Here is a 24,370-nt window from a genome sequence, read left to right on the forward strand (position 1 = left end):
CGACCAGAAATGGGCCTTCACGGTGATTTCCTTCATTCTCGGCACCACCGCGGAACTGATCAAGATCGCGCCGGTCTACCACGGGATCCGCGATCGCGGGATGCGGCCGAAGATCTGGTTCACCGCGCAGCACGTCGACGAGGTCGCGGACGTCCTCGCGGACCTGGACATGCCGGCGCCCGACGTCTGGCTGGTGCCGGAGGAGAAGGCGCACAACCTCGAGTCGCCGGCGCAGGTGCCGGGCTGGGCCGCGCAGGTCATGCGCACCGCGTGGAGCCGCCGTCACGAGCTGCGCGCCGCGCTGACCGAGGACGGCCGTCCCCCGCTGGTGCTGGTGCACGGCGACACGTTCACCACGCCGTACGGCTCGCTGATCGGGAAGCGGATCCTCAAGTCCCGCGTCGGGCACGTCGAGGCGGGCGCGCGGTCGGGCAGCATCCTGTCGCCGCTGCCGGAGGAGCTCAACCGCAAGATCGCGGCGAAGATCGTCGACATCCACTTCGCGCCGAGCGCGCGTGAGGTCAACAACCTCCGCAACGCCCGCGGCGTGGTCGTCGACACCGAGGCGAACACGGCGATCGACGCGATGCGGCTGGCGATCAACCAGCCGCTGGACGTGCCGAACCTGCCGGAGAAGTTCGGCCTGGCCACGCTGCACCGCTTCGAGCTGGTCTCGCGCCCGGACAAGTACCGCGAGGCGCTGGAGATCCTGCGCGAGCAGAGCCGCAAGATGCCGATCCTGTACATGGCGGGCGCGCCGGAGCGCGAGAAGATCCGCGCGCTGGGCATCGGGAACATCTTCGACGACCAGTTCATCGTCCAGCCGAAGATGCGCTACCTGAAGTTCCTCCCGCTGGTGGCGCGCGCCGAGTACGTCGTCACCGACTCGGGTGGTCTTTCGGCGGAGTGCTACTACCTCGGCCTGCCGTGCGCGGTGCACCGCGAGCGCACGGAGACGCCGCAGCACCTCGGCGAGACGGTCGTGCTGACGGAGATGCGCGGCGACAAGCTGCAGAACTTCCTCGACACGTACCAGAACCGCCGCGGCGAGTCCTGGATGGACAAGTACCACCCGTCCGAGATCGTCGTGGACACGCTGGCGCAGCTCGGCTACTGCTGAGTCCTACGTTCGGGTGACCTCGGGTTTCTCCGGGGGTGAGCCGGGCAGAGTGTCGCCATGATCCACATCGGACTGGCGGCGTTACTGGTGGTGGTCCCGCCTCCCATCGACCAGGCGTCGGTGCGTGACGCGGCGCTTTCCTCGGGCTTCCAGGAGGCGTACGTCGGCGAGGCGGGCCCGATCGCGCGCGCGATCCACGCGGCGTACGACATCCCGGCCTCGGTGACGGTGGCGCAGTCGATCCTGGAGTCGAACTGGGGCCGCAGCAAACTGTCGACGGCCGAGCTGAACCACTTCGGCTTCAAGTGCGTGACGCCGACGAGCCCGGGGCCCATCGCGGTGCGGTGTGCCCGGTATCCGACGACGGAGTGCATTCCGGCGCCGTGTCACCCGGTGGATGCGTTTTTCCGGTCGTACGCGTCCGTTTTCGACTCATTCCGCGACTACGGGCGGCTGTTGACGACGTCGTCGAATTACGCGGCGGCGTTGCCGGTGCGCGACGACCCGGACGCGTTCATCCGGGCGGTGGCGCGGAAGTACGCCACCGACCCGGAGTACGCGAACAAGGTGATCAGGCTGATGGACCTCTACGACCTGCGCCGCTTCGACGTCGCTTAGAGCACCCGGCGGCCCGAGAGCGCGCGCCCGAGCGTCAGCTCGTCCGCGAACTCCAGGTCACCGCCCATCGGGAGCCCCGACGCCAGCCTCGTCACGCTCAGGCCCGGGAAGTCGCGCAGCATCCGCACCAGGTACGTCGCCGTCGCTTCGCCCTCCGTGTTGGGGTCCGTCGCGATGATGATCTCGGTGATGTCCGCCTCGCCGATGCGCTTGAGCAGCTCGCGCATCCGCAGCTGCTCCGGCCCGATGCCCGACAACGGGTCGAGCGCGCCGCCGAGGACGTGGTAGCGGCCCTTGAACTCGCGCGTGCGCTCGACCGCCAGGACGTCCTTCGGCTCCTCGACCACGCAGATGACCGTGAGGTCGCGGCGCTCGTCGCGGCAGATGCGGCACTTCTGCTGCTCGGAGACGTTGCCGCAGACCTCGCAGAACTGGACGCCCTCCTTGACCTTGCCGAGGACGTCCTGCAGCCGCGAGATGTCCACCGGGTCCGCGGCCAGCAGGTGGAACGCGATCCGCTGGGCGCTCTTCGGCCCGACCCCGGGCAGCCGCCCGAGCTCGTCGATCAGGTCCTGGACGACACCTTCGTACAAGTTCGTCAGCCGCCGAAGCCGAGGGCGCCGAGGTCCGGCATGCCGCCACCGCCGCCGAGGCCGCCGGCCAGCGGGCCGAGCTTCTGCTCGGTGAGCTTCTGCGCGCTCGCCGACGCGTCGCGGACCGCCGCCACGATCAGGTCGGACAGCGTTTCGACGTCGTCCGGGTCGACGACCTTCGGGTCGATCTGCAGGCTCTTCAGCTGGCTGTCACCGGAGACGGTCGCGGTGACCAGCCCGCCACCGGCCGTGCCGGTGACCTCGGTGTTGGCGAGCTCCTCCTGGGCCTCGACGAGCTTCTGCTGCATCTGCTGCGCCTGCTGCATCAGCTGGGAAATGTCGAAGCCGCCGCCGGGTTGCACCATGATCGCACTCGGTCCTCTCTGCACGCCTGTGTCCTCCGCCAGGGTAGTCGCGCCACGGGTGGGCCCGGGGTGTGGCACCGTGGTCGCCGTGCGACGCGCGATTGTCCCCCTCCTGCTGGCCGGTGCCCTGCTGCTCACCGGCTGCGAAGAAGACACCCCGGCAGCTCCCGCTCCCGCGCCCGCTCCCGTGACGACCCGGACGGTCACGCCGGCACCGACGACCGTGACACCGCCCCCGTCGCCTTCCCCGCCGCCGTCCTCGGCCGCCGCGCCGCCGGCCGCGTCCGGGAAGGTCGTCGTGCTCGACCCCGGCCACAACGGCGGGAACGGGGCGCACCCGGCGGAGATCAACCGGCAGGTGCCCGCGGGGCGCGGGCAGACCAAGCCGTGCAACACCACCGGCACGTCGACCAACGCCGGCTACCCCGAGCACGCGTTCACCTTCGACGTCGCCCAGCGGGTCGGGAAAGCGTTGGCGGCCAAGGGAATCCGCGTCGTCTACACGCGACAGGACGACACCGGCGTCGGCCCCTGCGTCGACAAGCGGGCGGCGATCGGCAACGACGCGAACGCCGACGCCGTCGTCTCCATCCACGCGGACGGCTCGACCGCGGCCGGCGCGAACGGCTTCCACGTCGCGTACTCGTCGCCGCCGTTGAACGCCGCGCAAGGACCGCCGTCGACGCGGCTGGCGCAGACCGTGCGGGACACGCTGCGCACGAGCGGCTTCAGCACGTCGAACTACATCGGCGGCAACGGCCTGTCGGCCCGCGCGGACCTCGGTGGCTTGAACCTTTCGACGCGGCCGTCGGTGCTCGTCGAGTGCGGCAACATGCGCAACGCGGCGGAGGCCGCCCGGATGACCAGCGCGGAGGGCCGCCAGCAGTACGCGTCGGCCATCGCGGTGGCGATCGAGGCCTACCTGGCTTCCTGAGCGGTACCTGGACGGTCGGCTCGCGTACCCGAAGGGTCGGCTCGCGTACCTGGACAGTCGGCTCGTGAGCCGACCCTCTGGGTACGTGAGCCGACTCCCTGGGTACGCGAGCCGACCGTCCGGGTTCAGTCCAGCGGGCGGGCGCCGAGGTGGTCCGAGATCAGCTTGCGGGCCAGCTCGTCCGGGTCCTGGTCCGGCGGGGGCGGAGGAGGCGGCGGGGCGGGGCTGGCGTCCTCGTTGTAGAGGTCCTCGTCGTCCTCGTCGGAGGGTTCCGGGGGCAGCGGGATGTCCGGCTCGGCCGTGGTCACCCGGGGCCGGGCGGGTGCGGCCGGCGCCGGGGCGGGGCGGGCGGGCGCTTCGGCGGGCGCGGCCGCCGGGGCCGGGGCCGCCGACTGCCGGGTGAACGACCGTTCCGGCGCGGGCGCGGCCTGCTGCGCGCGCGCGGCGGGCGCGGCCGGGGCGTTGCCGTGGACGCAGCGGACCTGCCACTCACCCCCGACGACGTCCGCCAGCGCGCCGGCGATCTTGCGCGCGTTGTCCTGGTCGGACAGGCGGCGGGCCAGCGGTTCGGACTTGTGGGTGAGCGTGAGGGCATGCCCCTCGACGGTCGCGACCGTGGCCTGCGTGAGCATCGCCTCGAGGCTCCGGCCGCCGGTGAACTTGCGCAGGGCGGTCATCAGCTGCGGCCAGACGTTCCGGATCGCCGCGGCATCCAGGCCACCGGACGCCGGCGCCGCCGCGGGTGCCGAAGTGGCTGCCGGAGCGGGGTCAGCGTCCGGAGCACCAGCGCTTGCCGCGGCCGGAGCGGGCGTGCCGCCGCCCGGGGTGCGGGGCGTGCCCCAGCCGCCGTCCGCGGGCTGGGCGGAGTTGCCCGCACCCGCAGCAGTGGGACGGGCCGCCGGTACCGAGGCATCGGCGGGCGCAGCCGCGGCGCCGCCGGGCGTGCGCGAAGCGCCCCAGCCAGCATCAGAACTCCGGCTCGCCGGAGCGCCAGACCCCGCCGAAGCATCGGCGCTTGCAGCCGCGGCGCCGCCGGGCGTGCGCGAAGCGCCCCAGCCGCCGTCTGCGGGCTTTGCCGGTGCAGCAGGTTCCGGCTCGGCCCGAGCGGGCTCCGGGGCCGCGACCGGCGCCGGGCCGGCCGATGCCGAGCGCTGCGAAGGCCGGGAAAACGCCCGATCCGGCGCCGCCGCCCGCATCGGCGGCTCCACGCCACCCTCGGCGGGCGCGCCACCGCCACCGGCCAGTGTCGCGCGGCGTTCGAGGCGCTCGAGCCGGGCCAGCAGCGCGTTCTCCGCCTCCGTCACCGACGGCAGCAGCATCCGCGCGCACAGCAGCTCCAGCACCAGCCGGGGCGACGTCGCCCCACGCATCTCCAGGAGTCCATTGTGGACGATGTCCGCGTAGCGCGAGAGCGTCGCCAGGCCGATCCGCTCCGACTGCGCGACCATCCGCGACAGCTCTTCTTCCGGCGCGGACACCAGCCCGCCCGCGGAATCCGGCACCGCGCGCAGCAGCACCAGGTCGCGCAGCCGGTCGAGCAGGTCCGTCGCGAACCGGCGCGGGTCGTGCCCGGCCTCCGTGACCTTCTCGACCGTGCCGAACACCGTCGCGGCGTCCTCGGTCGAAAGCGCGTCCACCATGTCGTCGATCAGCGCCACGTCCGTGACACCCAGCAGCGCCACCGCGCGCGAATACGAAACGCCGTCCGGGCCCGCGCCGGCGAGCAGCTGGTCGAGCACCGACTGCGTGTCGCGCGCGGAACCGCCGCCGGCCCGGATGACCAGCGGGTACACCGCCGGCTCGACCTCGACGCCCTCGGCCGCGACGTTGCTCTCCAGGAGCGTGCGCATCGCGCCCGGCGGGATCAGCCGGAACGGGTAGTGGTGCGTCCGCGAGCGGATGGTGGTCAGCACCTTGTCCGGCTCGGTGGTCGCGAAGATGAAGATGACGTGCTCGGGCGGCTCTTCCACGATCTTCAGCAGGGCGTTGAAGCCCTGCGTGGTGACCATGTGCGCCTCGTCGATGATGAACACGCGGTACCGCGACTCGGCCGGCGCGTAGAACGCCTTGTCGCGCAGCTCGCGGGCGTCGTCGACGCCACCGTGGCTGGCGGCGTCGAGCTCCGTGACGTCGACGCTGCCCGACCCCTCCGGGGCGAGCGCCTTGCACGAGTTGCACTCGCCGCACGGGTCCGGCGTCGGCCCCTTGGCGCAGTTCAGCGAGCGCGCCATGATGCGCGCACTCGACGTCTTGCCGCAGCCGCGCGGGCCGGAGAAGAGGTAGGCGTGGTTGATCCGCCCGGCGGACAACGCCGTGCGGAGGGGTTCGGTCACATGCTCCTGCCCGACGACCTCGGCGAAGGTTGCCGGACGGTACTTGCGGTACAGCGCGAGAGCCACGCCGCGAGAGTACCGGGGACCTCCGACAACCTTCGCCGTGCGGGTCAGGGCAGCTGGGACAGGAGCGCGTTCACCTTGGCGGCGTGCTCCGCGGTGAAGGCGTCACGCGCCCGCGCCTTGGCCAGGTCGTTGTCCAGGTACGGCTGCAGGTACGAGTCCGGGCCGTCCAGGACACCCTGCGCGACCGCCGTGACCTCGGGCCCTTCCGACAGCGTCTGCGCCAGCCGGATGCGCAGGTCGTGCGTCCGCGCGACGCACTGACCCGTGGCCAGGAACGCACGGACGTCGGCGACGGTGCCGTCCAGCGCCTGCTGCGCGGCGGACTTCGTCGCCGGCCCGCCTTGGCGCCGTCGAGCCGGCCCTGGACCGCGGCGAGCTCCGCGTCTCCGTTCGCGGCGACGATTACTGCGTTCGCCCGCAAAACCCCCTCGATCGATGATCGTTCCGCTCCCTCGTCGGCGGGCCGGTCGGAATGGTTCCGATAACCTCGGACTCCGTGAGCCGCACGCGAAAGCCCGGTCCGGTGCCCGGGCGGTACCCGGTCAGGTTCGGGACGGCGGAGCTCATCCGCGACGTCGACCGCGGCAACGCCTGGCTGGTGTCGGTGGACGGCGTCGCCCAGTCGTACGTCGACCTCGACGACCCGGCCCACCTGGAGTTCGACTACGTCCGCCGGTTCGGCGACGTGGTGGACCAGCTGCCGCCGGGCCCGGTGGACGCGCTGCACATCGGCGGGGCGGCGTGCACGCTGCCGCGCTACGTGGCGGTGACCCGGCCGGGGTCGCGGCAGCTGGTGTTCGACGCCGACGGCGAGCTGGTCGAGCTGGTTCGCGCCCAGCTGGGGCTGCGGGTGCCGGGTCTGCGCGTCCGGGTGACGGACGGCCGTTCCGGGCTGACGACGAGACGCGAGGACACGGCGGACCTGGTGGTGGTCGACGCGTTCGAGCGAGCGACCCTGGCGGGCGGCCTGGCCACACTGGAAGCGACCCGGGCGATCGCGGCGATCCTCCGGCCGCCGGGGACGTACCTGGCCAACATCACGGACGGCGCGGGCCTCCCGTTCGCCCGCCGCTTCCTGGCGACGCTGCGCGAGGTGTTCCCCGAGGTCCTGGTGCTGGCGGACCCGGCGGTGCTGAAGGGCCGCCGCTTCGGCAACCTGGTGTTCGCAGCCTCGGCCTCACCGCTGCCGACGGCGGAACTCGCCCGCCGGACGGCCTCGGCGGCGTTCCCGACGAGGTGCGTGGAGGGCGCCGAGCTGCGCAAACTGGCAGGCAGGGCCACCCCGATCACAGACGAGGACCGCCCACCGTCCCCACAGCCGCCGGAAGACGTGCTGGGCCTCTTCTGAGAAGAAGCCCACCCAAGCCGGCGAGAGCCACGGCAGCGAACCCACGGCGGGTGAGAGGGCAGCGGCAGCGCTCCCAGCTCGCGCCAGAGGCACCGTGGGGGTCCGGGGGCTCGGCCCCCGGGTGAAAGGACGGAGTGAAGGCCCGGCGAAGGGGCGAAGCCCCGAGAGCCGGAGCCGAAAAGAAGGGGACCCCGCGCACCCGTCAGAGCCTGCTTATCCTTGCTGCCTTCCGGCCCTGGGGAGGTTCACAGGGTGGACGCCGCGCGGGGTCCGAGGTCAAGTGTAGCGGGCCCCGATCAAGCGCCCGCGCCCGCCTGGGCGCGGGCCTTCTTGAACGTGTTGTGCAGGACCGCCAGCAGGGCGTCCCGGACCGAAAGCCGCTCCCGTGCGTCGAACGTGATCAGGGGGACGTCCTCGCTCACCGCCAGTGCCCACCGCACGTCCTCGAGGTTGTGGCCCAGCGAGCCGTCGAACATGTTGACCGCCACCACGAACGGCAGGCCCGCGTTCTCGAAGTAGTCGACCGCCGGGTAGCAGTCGTCCATGCGGCGGGTGTCCACGATCACCAGCGCGCCGAGTGCGCCGTGGACCAGGTCCTGCCACATGAAGCCGAAGCGGTCCTGGCCGGGCGTGCCGAACAGGTACAGCTTGACTTCGTCGTCGATCGTGATGCAGCCGAAGTCCAGGGCGACCGTCGTCGTGGTCTTGCCCGGGACGTGGCCCGTGCGGTCGACCGAAGCCGCCACCGACGTGATCGCCGCCTCGGTCGTCAGCGGCTTGATCTCCGAGATGGACGACACCGCCGTCGTCTTGCCCACGCCGAAGCCGCCCGCGATGACGATCTTGACCGGGGCCGGCGGGCGGGCCGCCGGTTCAGTGAATGGCTTCGAGTCCACGAATGACCCTTTCGATCATGCCGAGGTCGTGCGAGTTGCTCGCCGGCCGCCGGACGACGACGTAGCCCTGCTCGGCGAGGTCGGCCACCAGCACCCGGGCGACGCCGATGTGCAGGCCGAGCACGGCGGCCACTTCGGCGACCGACACGGTGCTCCGGCAGAGGGAGACGATCTCCTGCCGTTCGAACGTGAGCTTCGGGTGCGACGCCGCGCCGAGGCGGGACGTCATGACCTGCGCCTCGATCTCGAGGCTCTGGTCGACCGGCTGGGCGCGCCCCGACGTCATCAGGTAGGGCCGCAGCAGCGAAGGTTCTTCGGTCATCACGACCCCACGGTGTTCTTGAGCTCCTCGATCAGGCCCGGCGTCAGGACTTCGGTGGCGCGGTTGGCGAACATGGCCATCTCGTAGGCGATCGTGCCCAGGCTGGCCTGCTTGTTGGCCAGGACGCCCAGCGAGCAGCCGATGCTGATGGTGCAGACCAGCAGGTACCCGTGCTGCAGCTCGATGATCACCTTGTCGGGCGAGCCGAGCGGGTGGCTTTCGGAGACGCCGTGGGCGAGGCCGAGCATGGCGGACGAGATCGCGGCGAGGCGGTCGGCGTTGGAGCGCTCGAGCTCCGAGGACACCGCGATCAGCAAGCCGTCGGCCGAGACCGCGATGGCGGCGATCGCGCCCGCGGTGTGCTGCGCGAAGCGGCTCACCAGCCAGTTGAAGTTCTGGGCTTCGACGCTGACACCAGCTGCGGGGATGCTCATTTCCTGCTCTCTTCTTCTCGTTCCGTCACACGACCGGCGACCACGCCTCGCGGCGGGCTGTCCGCCGTCATCTCGTCCGCCTTGGCCAGGCCGGCGGCGAACGAGTCGAACGCCGCCCGCTCGGCCGCCGGGTCGCGTTTGCCGCGGTCCACGCCGGGCCGGGCGATCGGCCGGCCCGCGGCGGCCTGCTGACGCAGGCCGGGGGCGAGCTGGGCCCCGGGGACCCGGCGGACCAGGCCGTCCCGGGACTGCGGCGCGGCCGGAATCCCGGCCGACGGCGTGGCCGGGACGGGCACGGCTTCCGTGACGACGGTCCGCGGCGCCGACACCGGAGCTTCGGCGGCCATCGCCGAGCCCCCGGGCACGCGGACCGGCAGCGACGCGCCGTCGCCCGCCGGCGCGGAAACCTCGGCGGCCCGCACGAAAGCGTCCTGGAACCCGTCCAGCGCGGTCTTGGCCGCCTCGGGGTCGTGCCGCGGCTCCGGCGGCACCGGCGCGGTGGTGCCCGGGCCCGGCAGCTGGGCGCCGCGCACGCGCCGCTTGAGCCCGCCCCGGCTCTGCGCCTCCTGCTCGGCCGCGACGTCCGGCTCGGCGGCCGGCCACACCGGTTCCAGCTGGTTGAACCACCGGAAGCCGGCGCGGGAGCCGAGGAGCGCCGGGATCGCCGGCGAGGGCAGCGGGACCGGCCGCGATTCGTCCGAAGTGGACACCGCGACGGCTTCGGCGGGGCGAGCCTCGGGCACGGCCTGCGCCGGGATCACCGGCACCGGCTTCACGCGCACTCCCGCGCGGTGGCTGAACAGCGACGACGGGATCGTCAGCCGCGCGGTCACGCCGCCGGTGGTCGGCGTCGCGAGCAGTTCGACGCCCAGGTTGTGGCGCCGCGCCAGGCGGCCGACCACGAACAGGCCGAGCACACTGGTCGGCGCCAGCTCGAGCCGTTCGCGCTCGACGAGCCGCTGGTTCTCCTCGGCGAACTTCTGCTCGGTCATGCCGATGCCGTGGTCGACGATGCTGACCAGGCAGGCGCCGTCCGCGAGGAACATCGTGTCGACCTCGACCACCGAGCCCGGCGGCGAGAACGACGTCGCGTTCTCGAGCAGCTCGGCGAACACGAGCACCAGGTCGGCGCCCAGCGCCGAGGACAGCAGGATCTCCGCGATGACGCCGAGCTTGACGCGCTGGTAGTCCTCGATCTCGGCGAGCGCGGACCGCAGCGCCGTGGACAGCTCGATCGGGCCGGCGATGCGCGTCTCGTCGCGCGTGCCGGACACCACGAGCAGGTTGTCGGCGTTGCGGCGCAGGCGGGTGGAGAGGTGGTCGAGCCGGTAGAGGCTGGCCAGCAGCCGGGTGTCCTGCTCGTTGCGCTCGACCTCGTCGATCAGCGCCAGCTGGCGGCCGACGAGGTTCTGCGTGCGCTTGGCGACGTTCGCGAACATCAGGCTGGTGTTGCGCCGGGTGAGCGCCTGCCGTTCGACCAGCTCGGCCGCGGTGGTCTGGACGCGGTTGAACGCGGCGGCCAGCTCGCCCAGCTCGTCGCTCGAGACGACGTCGATGGTGGCCAGCCGCGGCACCTGCTCCTCGGCTTCCTCGGTGTCGGTCACGCGGACGAGCTCGGTGCCGGCGAGGTCGGCGACCGACGTCGCCGCGGTGGTCAGCCGCCGCAGCGGCCGGGCGATCGACCGGGACACCGCGACGGCGAGGAAGGCGACCAGCAGGAACAGCAGGCCCGCGCCGGCGCCGACCAGCCACGCCAGCCGGGTGCCGGCGTCGGCACGTCCGGTCGCCGAGCCGGCGATCTCGCCGGTGGCCCGCTCCTGCACGATCTTCCGTTGCCCCGCATGGGTTTCCGCCGCGGCGAGCACGTCGGTGACGTAGCGCGTGGTGCCCCCCGCGTCCCGCGGGTTGCCGACCTGGGCGGCCAGGTCGTCGATGCGCCGGCCGGCGTCGCTCTGCTCGACCCGGACGACCAGGGCGGCCCGCTCGCTGTCGTCACCGTCGTCGCCCTGCTTGACGAACCGGTCGATGAAGATGGGCACCTGCTGGGTCGCGTCGTCCAGGATGGACCGGCCGGCTTCGGGCGACACCGCGGTCACGATGAGGGCCATGGCGCGCAGCGAGCTTTCCTCGTTCGCCCGCAGCAGCGCGTCCAGCGCCGTCAGTTCCCGGGTGCCCTCGGCGTCGCTGGTGAGCTGCGGGACCAGGCGCAAGGAGTCGATCACCGCGTCGACCACGGCGTGGTAGGTGCGCGCCACGCTGTCGAGCGCGACGCCGCGGCTCGCGGCGTTCTGCCGCAGCTCGCCGAGCGAGCCGATCCGGGTCAGCGCCGCGGAAAGCTCGTCGGGAGCGTCGTCACCCAGTGACGCGCGGACCTCGCCGATCGTCCGGTCGACCACCTTCTGCTGCTGGAGCATCTGGTCCGGGCTCGCCGACGGCGTCGCCACGAACGCACCCGTCAGCAGCCGCTCGCGCTGCAGCTGCCACACCAGCCCGCCGAGCTGCTGGGCCTGGCGCGCCACGGTGGCCGACTGCGTCGCGGCCGCCGCGCTGCTCGCCTGGGTCAGCACGAACGGCACCGACACCAGCACCACCGCGGCCAGCGGGGGCAGGAGCAGCAGGTTCAGCTTGCCGCGAATGCCGAGCCGGGCGAGGAGTCCCCCGCCGCCCGCTCGGTCCGCGGTCGCCCTGCCGTGCCTCATCCCCACACCTTCCCGTCTTCCGTTCTCACCCGGCTGTGCTCATCCCTCCGCGGTCACCCGGCCGACGTGGCCGCGGTGCTGCTCCCGGACGAGGTCCTCGATCCGGGCGCGCAGCGCGAGGAACGCAGGCTCGCGCTTCACCGCCAGGCCCCGCTCGGCGGGCAGCGTCACCTCGACGTCGGCGGCGATCCGCCCCGGGTCGGAGGCGAGCACCACGACCCGGCCGCCCAGGAACACCGCTTCCTCGACGTCGTGGGTGACCATCAGCACCGTGGTGCCGGTGTCGGCCCACACCTGGCGGATGAGCACCTGCATGTCCTCTTTGGTCTGGACGTCCAAGGCGCCGAAGGGTTCGTCCAGCAGCAGGACGTCCGGTTCGCAGGCGAGCGCCCGCGCGATCGCGACGCGCTGCTTCTGGCCGCCGGAAAGCTGTTTCGGCAACGACTTGCGCACGGCGTGGAGCCCGGTCTCGGCGAGGTACCAGTCCACGCGCTTGGCGCGCTCCGCCGCGTCGACCGGCAGCAGCTCGAGCCCGAACGCGACGTTCTTCTCGACGGTGCGCCACGGGTACAGCGCGCCGGCCTGGAAGACGAGCCCGCGGTCCGGCCCGGGGCCGGTCACCGGGACGCCGTCGAGCACGATCTCGCCCTCGGTCGGCCGGCTGAGCCCGGCCACCAGCGACAGCAGCGTCGACTTGCCCGAGCCGCTCGCGCCGACGACGCAGACGAACTCGCCGCGCAGCACCTCGAGGTCGACGCCGTCGAGCGCGCGCGTCACCCGGCCGCGGACACGGTAGTCCTTCGCGACGTTCCGCAGTTCCAGCGTCATGCCGCCCACTTCCCGACGCGCGTGCGCAGCAGGCGCAGCAGGACGTCGATGACCAGCCCGGCGATCCCGATGACCACGAGCACGGCGAAGATCGTGTCCGTCCGCAGGAACCGTTGCGCTAGCACGATCCGGTGGCCGAGGCCGGCCTGCGAGTTGATCAATTCGGCGACGACCACGAAGTTCCAGGCCGCGGCGGCGTTGACGCGGATCGCGTCGATCATGCCCGGCAGCGAGTGCGGCACGACGATCTTGCGCAGCACCTCGCCTCGGCGCGCGCCGAGGGTGTAGGAGACGTCGAGGAGCTCACCCGGCACACCGCGGACGACGTCGGCGGTCATCAGCGTGTTGAAGAAGACCGTCCCGATGAAGAGCATGGCGATCTTCGACGGCTCGCCGATGCCGAGCCAGATGATCAGCAGCGGGATGAACGCGCTCGCCGGCAGGTAGCGCAGCAGCCCGATCAGCGGCTCGAAGAACGCCTGCCCGGCGGTGAAGCTGCCCATCAGGATGCCGAGCGGCACCGAGACCAGGATGGCGAGGCCGAAGCCTTCGAGCACCCGCTGGCTCGTCGCCCAGAGGTCGTCGAAGAGCTCACCGGTGCTCGCCATGTCGACGCCTGCCTTGACCACCGAGGCCGGGGACGGCAGGAACGTCGGGTTGACGACCCCGCTGACGCTCAGCGCGATCCACGCGAGGAGCGGGATGGCGAACGACAGCACCGCCAGCTTCCAGCGCGCGCCGGCGGAAATGGGCGTGCGCAACGAAAACAGCGGCGACGCGGCCTTGGGCGCGGCCCGGCGCGGCAACGGCGCCCAGGCCGGACGGCCCCGGCCGGACTCCTGCTCCTCGGCGAGCCGCTGCTCGGCCTCGAGCGCCTCGGCGGCCCGGTCGCCGGCCGTGACCGCCGGGGTGGTGCGCTGGGTCGGACCGGTCACTGCGGCGCGGCCTTCACGAACTGGTCGTCGAACAGCCCGTCCAGCGACGGCCGCTGCTGGGCGAGCCCGGTGCCGACGATGAAGTCGACGATCTTGTTCGCCTGGAAGTCGAGGTGCTGCGCGGTGACGCCGGGCGTGAACGCGTCGATGTTCTGCTGGCGCGTGAAGATCGTGGTGCCGGCGTCGTAGGACTTGTAGTCGGCGGCGGAGACCCCGCCGCGCTTGGCCATGATCCCGACGGCCGCGTCCTTGTTGTTCTTGATCCAGATGAGCGTCTCGAACCAGGTGTTCACCAGCGCTTGGACGTCCTTCGGGTGGTCCTTGACCAGCTTCTGCGACGTGACGAGGTGGTCCGGAATGGCGCCCGGGAATTCCGCCGACGTCGAAATCGCGCGGCTGCCCGGACGCTCGAGGGCCTTGGAGGTGAAGGGCGCGAACGCGCCCACCGCGTCGACCTGGCCGGCGACGAACGCGGCCGCCGCGGCGTCGGTCGGCAGGTTGACCAGCTCGATGTCCTTTTCGGTCAGCTTCGCCTCCTGCAGCGCGAGCAGCAGCAGGTAGTGGTCGACCGTCCCCTGCTCGACCGCGACCTTCTTGCCCTTGAGGTCGGCGACCGCGGTGATCCCGTCGCGCGCGATGATCTTGTCGTTGCCGGTGGAGTTGTCGTTCACCAGCACGATCGACAGCTTCGCGCCGCCGGAAGCCGAGGAGAGCGTGTCGTTGAGGGTCTGGCTGTTCGCGTCGATGGCCCCGCTGGAGAGCGCGTTGATGCTGTCGGTGTAGTTGTCGAAGTACTTCAGGTCGACGTTCACGCCGTTCTTCGCGAACAGGCCCTGTTCCTGCGCCACCTGCCAGGGGAACCAGCCGGGCCAGGCACTGAACCCGAGGGTGATCTTGTCGCCGCTGCCGCTCGCGGAACTGTCGCTGCAGCCGGAAAGCGCGGTGACCGCGGCGAGGGTCAGCAAGGTCAGGAGCACCGTCAGCCGACGGGGGCGGGAAGTCACAGCGAAACTCCAAAAGGCGGGGGAAGTGGAGTGTTACGGCGCCGAAAGCGCACAGTCATCGCTGCCCTCTTCCAGACGCACCTGATCGGGTCACGGATGAGAGAACGCGGACAGGGATCACCCACACCCAGTGAAATCCGGTCCCTCAGCGCACCGGATCGGATACCCCTTGTCCCTCACCCGGCGGAGAGCCTAGCGAGGGGGCCAAGATCACCACAATGCCTGGAGGCTGCCGCCGAACGAGTGATCCACGGTAAGGCCAACCAGCGTCATCGACGGTTTCGACGGTCCTCGCCGACCCGCTTTCTGTCGGCCGCCCGGCCAAGATCGCGGTGGCGAACCCGTGCAGCTGCACGGGCTGTAGTCCCTCGTCGTTACGCCCCGCCGTGATCATCACTGAGCGCTATTCCCCGGAAGTGAACAATCGTTCGGAATGCGTCGCTCATCGAGGTGGCGATCGAACAGGTGTACGCCTCCGCCGTTATCGCACCGATCCCCGATCCGCGAATGATTCCTCGACTGTTAACACGCCGGAAACAATGGGCGGCATTTCGATCAACCGACAGATTTTGTGAGGTCGTAAATGGTCGTGCTCCCGACCGTCCGCGGCGCGAAGTTCTGCTCGACCCAGGTCTGGATCTCCCCCGAGGTGCCGCGGCCGCCGCCGAAGCCGCCGCGGCCACCGGCGACGAAGTAGTGGATGTCGCCGGCGGCGACGTACTGCTCGAACTGCGCCAGCGTCGGTGCCGGGTCGCTGCCGCTGAAGCCGCCGATCGCGAGCACCGGCCGTCCGCTCGACAGCGCCAGCCCGGCCGACTGCATCGCGCCGCTCTGCGCCGCGGCCCACTTCGTCGTCGTGTTCTTCAGCAGCTCGATCACCGCGGTGTCGGTCTGCCCCTCGCCGAAACCGCCTCGGGCGCCGAACCCGCGTCCACTCGCGACCGCCGGGCCGGACGACGGCGTGCCGCCGGAGTGCGCGGTCGCCGCCGTGGCCAGCGTGAAGGACGCCGTCCCGAGCAACGCGCCGCAGAGGCCGATCACGGCCACTGCCGGGCCGAAGCGCCGGAACCGGTCGGCGCCGAAGAGCAGCGCCAGCACCCCGGCCACGCCGAGCACGAGCAGTGCGTAGCGGATCCACGGCTGCCAGTCCGGCGTCCGGGCGAGCAGCACGAAGCCCCAGACCGCGGTGACCGCGAGCATGACGGCCAGCACCGCGCGGGCCGCGAAGTTCGCCCGGCCACGCCAGAGCTCACGCGCGGAAATCCCCAGCGTGGCGGCGATCCCCGGGGCCAGCGCGACCGTGTAGTACGGGTGGATGATGCCGCTCATGTAGCTGAACACGAGCGTTGTGACGACCAGCCAGCCGCCCCAGAGCAGCAGCGCCGCACGGGTCCGGTCGGTGCGGGGCGCGCGCCGGGTGAACCACAATCCGGCGACCAGGCCGAGCACCGCGGCCGGCAGCAGCCACGAGGCTTCGCCGCCGAACTCGCCGCCGAACAACCGCGTGAGGCCGGTTTCGCCGCCGAAACCGCCTCCGAAGCCACGGCCGCCGGCTCCGGACGGTGGCGTGAACGCGCCCCCGCCGCCGCCCCGGCCTTCGCCGAAGATCCGGCCGAGACCGTTGTAGCCGAAGGCCAGTTCCAGCACGGTGTTGTCGGTCGAGCCGCTGATGTACGGCCGGTCCGCCGCCGGCCAGAGCGCGACGACCGCGATCCACCAGCCCGCGGAGACGAGCACCGCGCCGGCCGCGGCGAACAGCTGGCCGACCCGGCGCCCGAGCGAGGTCGGCGCCGCGACCGCGTAGGCCAGCACGAACGCGGGCAGGACGAGGAACGCCTGCAGCATCTTGTCGAGGAAGCCGAACCCGACCGCGACCCCGGCGAGCAGCAGCCACTTCGTGCTCGCGTGCTCCAGGGCGCGCACGACGCAGTACGCGCCGGCGACGAGCAGCAGCACGAGGAAGGCGTCGGGGTTGTCGTAGCGGAACATGAGCGCGGCGACCGGCGTCAGCGCGAGCCCGGCCCCGGCGAGCAGGCCGGCGCCCGGGCCGGACAGCCGTCGCACGGCGAGGTAGAGCAGGCCCACCGAGGCGACGCCGGCGAGCGCGTTCGGCACGAGCAAGCTCCAGCTCGAGAAGCCGAACAGCCGGCCGGACAGCCCCATGACCCACAACGAGAACGGCGGCTTGTCGACGGTGACGACGTTGCCCGGGTCGAGCGAACCGAAGAACAGTGCCTTCCAGCTCCACGTGCCGGCCTGGGCGGCCATCGCGTAGAAGTCGTTGGCCCAGCCGGTTTTCGCCAGGTCCCACAGGTAGAGCAGGCCGGTGCCCACCAGGAGAGCGGCGACGGAAGGCCTGACCCACCGCGGTTTCCGGTCGGCTTCGGGAGCGGGCTGGGCGTGCGCGGGCGCCGACAGCGTGGTCGTCATGACGTTCACCGTGCCGGGGCCGCATGTGGTGAACTTGTGCCGAAGCTGTGCGCCCCCTGTGCATCCGACCCCCTGGGCGGGCCCCCAAACGCCACTTTCTCTACGAAAGATGCGTCGTTGTGGAGGGAATTCGGGGGATGTGGACAACTGGGCGGCGTGGTCTTCGTCACTCTGGGGCAGGGGCCGCCGCGAAGGTGATCTCGAACTCCGTGCGTCCCGGCCTGCTCTGCACGCCGACCCGGCCGCCGTGCACCGCGACCACCGCGGCCACGATCGCCAGCCCGAGTCCGGTGCTCCCCGCCGCCCGTGACCGGGAGTTGTCGCCGCGGGCGAAGCGCTCGAAGATGTCCGGGAGGACGTCCGGCGGGATGCCCGGGCCGTCGTCCGCCACGTGGAGCCGGACCACTCCGTCCGAAGTGGACAGGGTGGTCGTCACCGTCGTGCCCGCCGGGGTGTGCGTGCGCGCGTTGGCCAGCACGTTGATCACCACCTGGTGCAGCTGGCCCGCGTCGCCGAGGACGCCGATCGGCTCACCCGGGACGTCCATCAGCCACTTGTGACCCGGCCCCGCGACGTGCGCGTCCGCGACCGCGTCGGCCACCAGCCGGCACAGGTCCACCCACTCGTGCACCACCGGGCGGCCCGAGTCGAGCCGCGCGAGCAGCAGGAGGTCCTCCACCAGCGTCGTCATCCGGCGCGACTCGGACTCGACGCGGCTCATCGCGAACGCGACGTCCGGCGGCACCTGCTCGCCGCCGCGGCGGGTCAACTCGGCGTACCCGCGGATCGCCGCCAGCGGCGTGCGCAGTTCGTGGCTCGCGTCCGCGACGAACTGGCGGACGCGGTTCTCGCTCGCGTGCCGCGCGGTCAGCGCGTTCGCGACGTGCTGCAACATCCGGTTCAGCGCCGAGCCGACCTTGCCGACCTCGGTGTTCGGGTCGGTGTCGGCCTCCGGAACGCGTTCGGACAGCGCGACTTCGCCGCGGTCGAGCGGCAGCTCGGAGACGCGCGTCGCGGTCGCGGCCAGGCGGTCGAGCGGCTTCATCGTGCGCCGGATCGTCGCCGCGCCGACCGCGCCGGCCACGAGGATCCCGGCGAGCGCGACGCCGCCGAGGATGAACCCCAGCCGCCAGAGCGTCTCGTTGACGTCCTTGAGCGGCAGGCCGATGATCGTGCGCTGGCCGGTGGGCGTCACGGTCGAGACGACGCGGTACTCGCCGAGCGCGCTGCCGAGGTCGACGCTGTGCGGTTTGCCGTCCGACGGCAGCGCGAGCAGGAACAAGGCCTGGTCCACGGGCATGCCCTTGAACGGCGGTTTGCGCTTCGACGGCGAGCCGACGCTCGAGTCGAGCACGCCGGCGGAGATCTGCGCGCCGTTCTGGACCACCGCGAGCGTGCCGTCGCCTTGGCCCAGCACCCGCAGCGGGTCCGGCGGCGGCGCGTCCGGGTACTCCCACGGCGACCGCACGCCACCGTGGGTGGCCCGGTCGGTGGCCGCCTTCAGCCGGTCGTCCTGCTGGCGCACCAGGAACTCGCTCAGCGCGAACTCCGTGACCACGCCGACCACGACGCACACGAGCGCGAGCAGCGCGGCCAGCTGGACGATCAGCCGCCGCCGCAACGACCACGGCCGCCGCGGCCGGAACCGCCGCCGTTCAGCCCGCTGGCTTGAGGACATACCCGGCGCCCCGCATGGTGTGGATCATCGGCTCGCGGTCGGCGTCGATCTTCTTGCGCAGGTAGGAGATGTAGAGCTCGACGATGTTGGCCTGGCCGCCGAAGTCGTAGCTCCACACGCGGTCCAGGATCTGGGCCTTCGAGAGCACCCGCTTGGGGTTGCGCATGAGGTAGCGCAGCAGCTCGAACTCGGTCGCGGTCAGCGGCACGAGATCGCCGCCGCGGTGGACCTCGCGGCTGTCCTCGTCGAGGGTGAGGTCGCCGACGACGAGCGTCGACCCGCCCGCGCCGGTCACCCCGCCGGCCCGGCGCAGCAGCGCGCGCAGGCGCAGCGCGACCTCTTCGAGGCTGAAGGGCTTGGTGACGTAGTCGTCGCCGCCCGCGGTGAGCCCGGCGATGCGGTCTTCGACCGCGTCCTTCGCCGTCAGGAAGAGCACCGGCAGGTGTGGCGCCTCGGAGCGCATTCTCCGCAGGACTTCGAGGCCGCTGAAGTCGGGGAGCATGACGTCGAGGACGACGGCGTCCGGGCGGAAGTCGCGCGCGATCCGGACGGCTTCCGTGCCGTCACCCGCGCTGCGCACCTCCCAGCCCTCCATGCGCAAGGCCATCGACACGAGCTCGGCCAGCGTCGCCTCGTCGTCGACGACGAGGACCCGGACGGGGCTCCCGTCGGCGCGCCGCAGGTCGGCCTTGCCGGGGCCGGGTGACGTGGCGTTCATAGCGGTCATAGTGCCATCTTCTCGGCGTCCCATCGGTGCTCACTGTGACCTCGCTGTGCGTTTCCTGTGAGAGTCCTTCGTCCGGGTAAGGGAGCCACAGCGCGTGCTGACGCCCCGCACAGCTCAAACACAGCCACGGCGGTGAACCTGGCCTGGACCAGTGTGGGTACGACCGGAGGACACGATGACGACCGAGCCGAACACGCCGCCCCAGAGCGAGCCGGCCCCCGCTGGCCAGCCGGCCCCGGCGAACTGGGGCGACCCGGCCCCGGCCGCGCCGAAGAAGGGCTGGTCCGGCAAGAAGACGGCGATCGCGGCCGGCATCGCGGTGGTGATCGCGGCCGGCGGCGGCGCGGCGATCTGGGCGGGCACCAGCAGCGCGGACAACGCGGCCCAGCAGGGACCGGGCGGCTTCGGCGGCCCGGGCGGCGGCCGATTCCCCGGCCAGGGCGGCCCGGGCGGAAACTTCGGCGGCTTCGGCGGCATGGCCGCGCTGCGCGAGGCGCTGCACGGCGACTTCGTGGTGTCGAACGGCAGCGGCGGCTACACGACCGAGCGCCTCCAGACGGGCGACGTCACGGAGCTGAGCGCGACGTCGGTGACGCTGACGAGCAAGGACGGCTACAAGCAGACGTACACGCTCGACGCCTCGACCCAGAAGACGGGCGACGTGAAGCAGGGCGACGCGAACGTGACGGTGGTGGCCAAGGTGGAGGGCCAGACGGCAACGGCGACCTCGCTGGGCCAGGCACTGCAGGGCCAGCGCCAGCCGGGCCAGCGCCGAGGCGGCAACTACCCGACCCGCCCCACGAACTGACGACGGCGCCTGGTCGAACGTCATGAACGACCTTTCCTGACACCAGGCGCGATGAACGAGTCGTTCACGACCTCCGGCGCTTCCAGCGCCCCAATGTGGCCTTGGTTGCGTCTGACGCACCGAAGGCCGCCTTGGGTGCGTCCAACGCACCGAAGGCCACATTGGGGCGCTTGGGCCCAGCAAGAGCGGAGCTGGCCGAGCCTGGCCGATCACTGCCCTCCTGCCAGGGAACGCCCCGGTGCCGCGTCCCCCTCCCGCCGCATCGGGGCGTTTCCGCCCATCCCTCCTGCCGACTAGGGCACAGTTGCGGGTGTGCACGACATCAGCGGATCCCTGCGGCGCCAGTCGTTGCTGGTCGCGCTGGTCTGCGTTGTCTGCGACGCCGCCCTCTTCGCCCTCCGGGGCCCGCTCGGCGAAGCCGGCTGGCGCGCCTGGGCCGTTCTGCTCGGCGGGATCGCCGTCAACGCCGCCCTCGCCGGCCCCGCGCGGTACTCCGGGTGGGTCGCCCTCGCACACGCCCTCCTCTTCGCCGGCTCGCCGCTCCTTCTCTGCACCTGTCAGGGATACGTCACCGGGAACAACGCCGGCATCCTGATCGCCGGCTACCGGGCCGGGGCCTGGCTGCGCCCGAAACCCGCCGTCCTCGCGCTCCTCGCCCTGCTCGCCGGCGTCGTCGCCGGGTGCATCGAAGGCGGTGGGCGCACCGCGTCCGACTGGCGGCTGACCGCCATCAGCGTCAGCGTCAGCGGGCTCCTGCCGTGGCTGGTCGGCCGGTACACCACCGCCCGGCGCGCCTACATCGCCGACCTCGAGCGCGAAGCGGACGAACGCCGCCAGCACGAAGAGGAGGCCGTGCGAAGGGCCGTCACCGAGGAGCGCACGACCATCGCGCGCGACCTGCACGACGTCATCTCCCACCACGTCAGCGCCATCGGCGTGCACGCCGGCGCCGCCCGGCTCGGCCTCCCCGACGGCGTCGAGCCCGTGCGCAAGTCGCTCGGCGCGGTCGAGTCCGCGAGCCGGTCGGCGATGGCCGACCTGCGCCGCCTGCTCGACCTCCTGCACGCGGAGACCAACGCCGAGCAGCCCGGTCTCGACAACCTCGACGAGCTGGTCGAGACCGTCCGCGCGGCCGGCCTGCCGACCCGGCTGACCCTGCGCGGCGAACCCCGCGAGCTCCCCGGCTCGCTCGACGTCGCCCTGTACCGCATCGTCCAGGAAGCCCTGACCAACGCGCTGCGCCACGGCGAGGGCCCGGTCGAAGTGGAGCTGAACCACGGCCGCACCGAAGTCGTGCTCACGGTGACGAACGGCCTGCGCCCGGACCGCGCCACCCGGAAGGAGCACGCGCACCGCGGCCTGACGGGCATCCGCCAGCGCGTCACCCTGTTCGGTGGCCAGGTCTCCTACGGCGAAACCGGCGAGCACTGGCAGCTGCGCACGACCTTCCCGGTGGAGAGCACATGATCCGCGTCCTGCTGGCCGACGACCACGCGATGTTCCGCTCCGGGATGCGCGCGCTCCTCGACACCCAGCCCGACTTCACCTGCGTCGGCGAGGCGTCCGACGGCCGCGAAGCCGTCGCCGAGACCGCCCGCCTGCGCCCGGACGTCGCGGTCCTCGACGTCCGCATGCCCCGCCTCGACGGCCTCGCCGCGACCGAAGCCATCCTCGCCGCACCGGGCAACGACACCCGCGTCCTCGTGCTCACGACCTACGACGCCGACGAGTACGTCTATCGCGCGCTGCGCGCCGGGGCGAGCGGGTTCCTGCTGAAGAGCCTGGCGCCGGAGGAGCTGGTCGCGGCGATGCGGGTGGCCGCGCGCGGCGACGCGCTGATCGACCCGTCGGTGACCCGGCGGCTGGTCGCGAAGTTCGCGTCGGTGCTCGAGCCCGCGGCCGCCGAACCGCCCGAGCTGGCCCGGCTCACCTCCCGCGAACGGGAGGTCCTGCTGCTGATCGCCAACGCCTGCAGCAACGCCGAGATCGCGCGGCAGCTGCACGTCGGCGAGGAGACGGTCAAGACGCACGTGTCCCGCGTGCTGAGCAAGCTCGGGCTGCCCGACCGCGTGCACGCCGTGGTCTACGCCTACCGGCACGAACTCGTCCCGGGCGACCGGCCTGCCTAGACTGGCCGCATGAGGCGCTGGATCACCTTCGCGGTCGGGGTCGTGCTCGTGCTGGTCGGCGCCGTCTGGGTGCTGCAGGGCATCGGGGTGATCACCGGCAGCTTCATGACCGGGCAGAAGCTGTGGTTCCTGATCGGGCTCGTCGCGTTCCTGGCCGGCGTCGTGCTGGTCGCCGCGAACCTGACCAAGCGGCGCAAACCTACTTCGTGAAGATCTCGAAGATCGGGTAGCCGGGCGCGATCTCGCGCAGCTTCTCGTCGGACGCCTTGGCGTCGACACCGTCGAAGAACACGCCGACCTCGAACTTCCAGCGCTTGAGGTAGGCCCGCAGGATGCCCGGCTTCTCGTCGTCGCCCAGCTCGCGGAACGTGAACTCCTCGACGCGACGTCCGACGCGCAGCGTGCCCTGGCCGGCGGCGCGCAGGTTGCGCACCCACTGCGTCTCGCCGCGCGGGGCGACGAGGTAGCGCACGCCGTCGACGGTCAGCAGGTTGACCGGCACCGACCGCGGCTCGCCGCTCTTGCGGCCGACGACGGTCAGCACCCGGCTGCCCCACACGCTGAAGCCCATCCGGGTCAGCTTCGCGACGGCCTCGTTGAAGGCGTTGGTCGACTTCTTCGGCTCGATGTAGCGGGCGGCGGTCATGATGTCCTCCGAAGTTTTGGGAGAGCAGTGCTCTCGGTTAAGAGCAGTGAACACCCGAGCACCGCACACTGTCAAGAGCAGTGCTCTCTGTTTTGTGCGCTGCTCTCGTCATGGCACACTGATCCCCATGACCGCGACCCGGACCGCGCGCGAACGTGCCCGCGCCGAACTCACCCAGGAGATCAAGGACGAGGCCCGCCGCCAGCTCGCCGAGGTCGGCGCGCACGGGCTTTCGCTGCGCGCGGTGGCGCGGGAGCTGGGCATGGTGTCGTCCGCGCTGTACCGGTACTTCCCCAGCCGCGACCGGCTGCTGACCGACCTGATCGTCGACGCCTACAACGCGATCGGCGAGGCAGCCGAACAGGCCGACCCGGGCAAGGGCGCCCCGCGCGACCGGTGGCTCGCGATCTGGCAGGCGACCCGCGACTGGGCCCGAGCGCACCCGCACGAGTACGCGCTGATCTACGGCTCGCCGATCCCCGGCTACCAGGCCCCGCAGGACACCGTCGCGCCCGCGGCCCGCGTCGCGCTCGCCCTGGTCAAGGTCCTCACCCACACCGAACTGCGGGCCATCGACGGCGAAGTCCCGCCCCAGCTGCGCGCCCAGGCCGAGACGCTCACGAAGGCCCTCGGGATCATCGCCGGACCCGAAACCGTGGTCAGGCTGCTGATGGCGTGGACCCAGCTGTTCGGGGCGATCAACTTCGACCTGTTCGGGCAGTACGTCGGCAGCGTCGACCCCGCCGACGAGTTCTTCACCCACTCGGCGAAGCGGATGGCGGAGTTCGTCGGCCTCTAACGCGGCCAGGTCTCCAAGCAGCCGAGTCTCTAACGCAGCCAGGTCCGCAGCAGCAGCTCGACGGCGTCGGCGATCACCGTGTCGCTCGTGCCGTCCGGGCTCAGGTAGCGCTGCCGGAGCAGGCCGTCCTCCAGCGCGTGGATGACCAGCGCGAGGAACGCCGGATCGGCCGGCGGCTCGACCCCGCGGGCGGCGAACGTCTCCCGCACGCTCGCCTCGATCAGCTCGCGCGCGGCCCGCTCGGTCGCGCCCGCCGACGGCCGGGCCTCGGGGTTGCGCAGCGCGTACAGCGTCAGCTCGGTCCGCAGCGCGAACCACTCGGGCAGGTGCTCGGCACGCGCCGCGTGCCACTCCTTCAGCCGCGCCATGACGTCACCCTCGAGCGCGGCCACCTCCCCCGCCTCCTGTGACCGGCGCTGAGCCAGCAATGCCACGACCAGCTCGTGCTTGTCCTCGAAGTTGCCGTAGAACGCCCCGCGCGTGTACCCGGCGCGTTCGGCGATCTGCTCGACCGACGTGCCGTTGACGCCGCGCTCGGCGAACAGCTCCGCGGCCGCCGCGAGCAGCCGGTCTTTCGTCCGTTCGCGGCTTTCCGCCCGCGTCAGCCGCTTCCCCGTCACGGCCGAGACGGTACCGTCGGCCCGACGACATCGGCGGG

At 72.0% G+C, this 24,370-nt stretch carries 25 protein-coding genes and 1 other RNA gene; 9 read left to right on the forward strand and 17 right to left on the reverse strand.

Annotation, left to right across the window (positions count from 1 at the left end):
* Positions 1-22: 22 nt before the first annotated feature.
* Complete coding sequence (locus AB0M83_RS05320; protein WP_364512770.1) at positions 23-1,120, forward strand: UDP-N-acetylglucosamine 2-epimerase; 1,098 nt, start codon at positions 23-25, stop codon at positions 1,118-1,120.
* A gap of 57 nt (positions 1,121-1,177) precedes the next feature.
* Positions 1,178-1,738: a glucosaminidase domain-containing protein gene (locus AB0M83_RS05325; RefSeq protein ID WP_364512773.1), complete on the forward strand. Its 561-nt coding sequence runs from the start codon at positions 1,178-1,180 to the stop codon at positions 1,736-1,738.
* Here AB0M83_RS05325 and recR read toward each other — a convergent pair.
* Both recR and AB0M83_RS05335 read right to left on the reverse strand, forming a co-directional pair.
* Complete coding sequence (recR, locus tag AB0M83_RS05330; protein WP_328612972.1) at positions 1,735-2,331, reverse strand: recombination mediator RecR; 597 nt, start codon at positions 2,329-2,331, stop codon at positions 1,735-1,737. The genes AB0M83_RS05325 and recR overlap by 4 nt on opposite strands.
* A gap of 5 nt (positions 2,332-2,336) precedes the next feature.
* The gene (locus AB0M83_RS05335) at positions 2,337-2,696 is read right to left on the reverse strand and encodes a YbaB/EbfC family nucleoid-associated protein (protein WP_155549341.1); all 360 of its coding nucleotides are present in this window, start codon (positions 2,694-2,696) and stop codon (positions 2,337-2,339) included.
* A 79-nt stretch (positions 2,697-2,775) separates the two neighbouring features.
* Between AB0M83_RS05335 and AB0M83_RS05340 the strand changes: the two genes are divergently transcribed.
* Positions 2,776-3,630, forward strand: a complete 855-nt coding sequence (locus AB0M83_RS05340) for an N-acetylmuramoyl-L-alanine amidase (protein WP_364512775.1) — start codon at positions 2,776-2,778, stop codon at positions 3,628-3,630.
* A 125-nt stretch (positions 3,631-3,755) separates the two neighbouring features.
* Here the strand turns inward: AB0M83_RS05340 and AB0M83_RS05345 are convergent, their stop codons facing one another.
* Together AB0M83_RS05345 and AB0M83_RS05350 are read right to left on the reverse strand one after the other, a co-directional pair.
* On the reverse strand, positions 3,756-6,029 hold the full coding sequence (locus AB0M83_RS05345) for a DNA polymerase III subunit gamma and tau (protein ID WP_364512778.1): 2,274 nt from the start codon (positions 6,027-6,029) through the stop codon (positions 3,756-3,758).
* Positions 6,030-6,073: 44 nt separating this feature from the next.
* Positions 6,074-6,469 (reverse strand): ALF repeat-containing protein, encoded by a 396-nt coding sequence (locus tag AB0M83_RS05350; RefSeq protein ID WP_364512976.1) that lies wholly within the window; start codon positions 6,467-6,469, stop codon positions 6,074-6,076.
* Positions 6,470-6,501: 32 nt separating this feature from the next.
* Here AB0M83_RS05350 and AB0M83_RS05355 point away from each other — a divergent pair, with 32 nt between their 5' ends.
* Positions 6,502-7,377 carry a fused MFS/spermidine synthase gene (locus AB0M83_RS05355; RefSeq protein WP_364512780.1) on the forward strand — a complete coding sequence of 292 codons (876 nt, stop codon included), beginning with the start codon at positions 6,502-6,504 and terminating at the stop codon, positions 7,375-7,377.
* 180 nt (positions 7,378-7,557) lie between these two features.
* Here AB0M83_RS05355 and ffs read toward each other — a convergent pair.
* From ffs to AB0M83_RS05410, 11 genes are all read right to left on the reverse strand, one after another.
* An RNA gene (gene ffs / locus AB0M83_RS05360) (signal recognition particle sRNA small type) lies at positions 7,558-7,652 on the reverse strand.
* Positions 7,653-7,673: 21 nt separating this feature from the next.
* Positions 7,674-8,273 carry an ATP/GTP-binding protein gene (locus AB0M83_RS05365; RefSeq protein WP_364512783.1) on the reverse strand — a complete coding sequence of 200 codons (600 nt, stop codon included), beginning with the start codon at positions 8,271-8,273 and terminating at the stop codon, positions 7,674-7,676.
* Positions 8,251-8,595 (reverse strand): DUF742 domain-containing protein, encoded by a 345-nt coding sequence (locus AB0M83_RS05370; protein WP_364512978.1) that lies wholly within the window; start codon positions 8,593-8,595, stop codon positions 8,251-8,253. Before AB0M83_RS05370 ends, AB0M83_RS05365 begins: the two co-directional genes overlap by 23 nt.
* Entirely contained in the window at positions 8,595-9,029 is a 435-nt protein-coding gene (locus tag AB0M83_RS05375; protein WP_284747416.1) for a roadblock/LC7 domain-containing protein, read from the reverse strand. The genes AB0M83_RS05370 and AB0M83_RS05375 overlap by 1 nt, the downstream gene beginning before the upstream one ends.
* Complete coding sequence (locus tag AB0M83_RS05380) at positions 9,026-11,728, reverse strand: nitrate- and nitrite sensing domain-containing protein (protein ID WP_364512786.1); 2,703 nt, start codon at positions 11,726-11,728, stop codon at positions 9,026-9,028. Before AB0M83_RS05380 ends, AB0M83_RS05375 begins: the two co-directional genes overlap by 4 nt.
* Positions 11,729-11,767: 39 nt before the next feature.
* Positions 11,768-12,556, reverse strand: coding sequence for an ABC transporter ATP-binding protein (locus AB0M83_RS05385; protein ID WP_364512789.1), 789 nt, complete (start codon positions 12,554-12,556; stop codon positions 11,768-11,770).
* The gene (locus AB0M83_RS05390) at positions 12,553-13,491 is read right to left on the reverse strand and encodes an ABC transporter permease (RefSeq protein ID WP_364512791.1); all 939 of its coding nucleotides are present in this window, start codon (positions 13,489-13,491) and stop codon (positions 12,553-12,555) included. The genes AB0M83_RS05385 and AB0M83_RS05390 overlap by 4 nt, the downstream gene beginning before the upstream one ends.
* Positions 13,488-14,495, reverse strand: coding sequence for an ABC transporter substrate-binding protein (locus AB0M83_RS05395; RefSeq protein WP_364512794.1), 1,008 nt, complete (start codon positions 14,493-14,495; stop codon positions 13,488-13,490). Before AB0M83_RS05395 ends, AB0M83_RS05390 begins: the two co-directional genes overlap by 4 nt.
* Before the next feature lie 555 nt (positions 14,496-15,050).
* Complete coding sequence (locus AB0M83_RS05400; RefSeq protein ID WP_364512797.1) at positions 15,051-16,925, reverse strand: glycosyltransferase family 39 protein; 1,875 nt, start codon at positions 16,923-16,925, stop codon at positions 15,051-15,053.
* A 166-nt stretch (positions 16,926-17,091) separates the two neighbouring features.
* Positions 17,092-18,603: a HAMP domain-containing sensor histidine kinase gene (locus AB0M83_RS05405; protein ID WP_364512799.1), complete on the reverse strand. Its 1,512-nt coding sequence runs from the start codon at positions 18,601-18,603 to the stop codon at positions 17,092-17,094.
* Entirely contained in the window at positions 18,581-19,330 is a 750-nt protein-coding gene (locus AB0M83_RS05410; protein WP_364512802.1) for a response regulator transcription factor, read from the reverse strand. Before AB0M83_RS05410 ends, AB0M83_RS05405 begins: the two co-directional genes overlap by 23 nt.
* Before the next feature lie 175 nt (positions 19,331-19,505).
* Between AB0M83_RS05410 and AB0M83_RS05415 the strand changes: the two genes are divergently transcribed.
* The 4 genes from AB0M83_RS05415 (at position 19,506) to AB0M83_RS05430 (ending at position 22,477) form a co-directional block, all read left to right on the forward strand.
* Positions 19,506-20,138, forward strand: a complete 633-nt coding sequence (locus AB0M83_RS05415) for a hypothetical protein (protein ID WP_364512805.1) — start codon at positions 19,506-19,508, stop codon at positions 20,136-20,138.
* Between the two features lie 312 nt (positions 20,139-20,450).
* A complete protein-coding gene (locus AB0M83_RS05420; protein ID WP_364512808.1) occupies positions 20,451-21,605 on the forward strand; it encodes a histidine kinase in 1,155 nt (384 codons plus the stop codon).
* Entirely contained in the window at positions 21,602-22,267 is a 666-nt protein-coding gene (locus tag AB0M83_RS05425) for a response regulator transcription factor (RefSeq protein ID WP_364512811.1), read from the forward strand. The genes AB0M83_RS05420 and AB0M83_RS05425 overlap by 4 nt, the downstream gene beginning before the upstream one ends.
* 9 nt (positions 22,268-22,276) lie before the next feature.
* The gene (locus AB0M83_RS05430; protein ID WP_286001196.1) at positions 22,277-22,477 is read left to right on the forward strand and encodes a hypothetical protein; all 201 of its coding nucleotides are present in this window, start codon (positions 22,277-22,279) and stop codon (positions 22,475-22,477) included.
* On the opposite strand, the gene AB0M83_RS05435 is transcribed toward AB0M83_RS05430, so the two are convergent.
* Positions 22,467-22,913, reverse strand: coding sequence for a nitroreductase family deazaflavin-dependent oxidoreductase (locus tag AB0M83_RS05435; RefSeq protein WP_364512814.1), 447 nt, complete (start codon positions 22,911-22,913; stop codon positions 22,467-22,469). The genes AB0M83_RS05430 and AB0M83_RS05435 overlap by 11 nt on opposite strands.
* 127 nt (positions 22,914-23,040) lie before the next feature.
* On the opposite strand from AB0M83_RS05435, the gene AB0M83_RS05440 reads away from it, so the two are divergent.
* Positions 23,041-23,712 (forward strand): TetR/AcrR family transcriptional regulator, encoded by a 672-nt coding sequence (locus tag AB0M83_RS05440; protein WP_364512817.1) that lies wholly within the window; start codon positions 23,041-23,043, stop codon positions 23,710-23,712.
* Positions 23,713-23,741: 29 nt separating this feature from the next.
* Here AB0M83_RS05440 and AB0M83_RS05445 read toward each other — a convergent pair whose 3' ends face one another.
* On the reverse strand, positions 23,742-24,332 hold the full coding sequence (locus AB0M83_RS05445) for a TetR/AcrR family transcriptional regulator (RefSeq protein WP_364512820.1): 591 nt from the start codon (positions 24,330-24,332) through the stop codon (positions 23,742-23,744).
* Between the last annotated feature and the right edge of the window lie 38 nt (positions 24,333-24,370).

It is taken from the genome of Amycolatopsis sp. NPDC051106, assembly GCF_040682775.1.
Lineage (GTDB): Bacteria > Actinomycetota > Actinomycetes > Mycobacteriales > Pseudonocardiaceae > Amycolatopsis.

Coding starts and splice junctions, on each gene's coding strand:
- AB0M83_RS05415 (WP_364512805.1), top strand. CDS start 19,506: ATGACGACCGAGCCGAACACGCCGCCCCAGAGCGAGCCGGCCCCCGCT.
- AB0M83_RS05400 (WP_364512797.1), bottom strand. CDS start 16,925: ATGACGACCACGCTGTCGGCGCCCGCGCACGCCCAGCCCGCTCCCGAA.
- AB0M83_RS05405 (WP_364512799.1), bottom strand. CDS start 18,603: ATGTCCTCAAGCCAGCGGGCTGAACGGCGGCGGTTCCGGCCGCGGCGG.
- AB0M83_RS05430 (WP_286001196.1), top strand. CDS start 22,277: ATGAGGCGCTGGATCACCTTCGCGGTCGGGGTCGTGCTCGTGCTGGTC.
- AB0M83_RS05375 (WP_284747416.1), bottom strand. CDS start 9,029: ATGAGCATCCCCGCAGCTGGTGTCAGCGTCGAAGCCCAGAACTTCAAC.
- AB0M83_RS05370 (WP_364512978.1), bottom strand. CDS start 8,595: ATGACCGAAGAACCTTCGCTGCTGCGGCCCTACCTGATGACGTCGGGG.
- AB0M83_RS05435 (WP_364512814.1), bottom strand. CDS start 22,913: ATGACCGCCGCCCGCTACATCGAGCCGAAGAAGTCGACCAACGCCTTC.
- AB0M83_RS05380 (WP_364512786.1), bottom strand. CDS start 11,728: ATGAGGCACGGCAGGGCGACCGCGGACCGAGCGGGCGGCGGGGGACTC.
- AB0M83_RS05425 (WP_364512811.1), top strand. CDS start 21,602: ATGATCCGCGTCCTGCTGGCCGACGACCACGCGATGTTCCGCTCCGGG.
- AB0M83_RS05325 (WP_364512773.1), top strand. CDS start 1,178: ATGATCCACATCGGACTGGCGGCGTTACTGGTGGTGGTCCCGCCTCCC.
- AB0M83_RS05355 (WP_364512780.1), top strand. CDS start 6,502: ATGGTTCCGATAACCTCGGACTCCGTGAGCCGCACGCGAAAGCCCGGT.
- AB0M83_RS05385 (WP_364512789.1), bottom strand. CDS start 12,556: ATGACGCTGGAACTGCGGAACGTCGCGAAGGACTACCGTGTCCGCGGC.
- AB0M83_RS05335 (WP_155549341.1), bottom strand. CDS start 2,696: ATGGTGCAACCCGGCGGCGGCTTCGACATTTCCCAGCTGATGCAGCAG.
- AB0M83_RS05410 (WP_364512802.1), bottom strand. CDS start 19,330: ATGACCGCTATGAACGCCACGTCACCCGGCCCCGGCAAGGCCGACCTG.
- AB0M83_RS05440 (WP_364512817.1), top strand. CDS start 23,041: ATGACCGCGACCCGGACCGCGCGCGAACGTGCCCGCGCCGAACTCACC.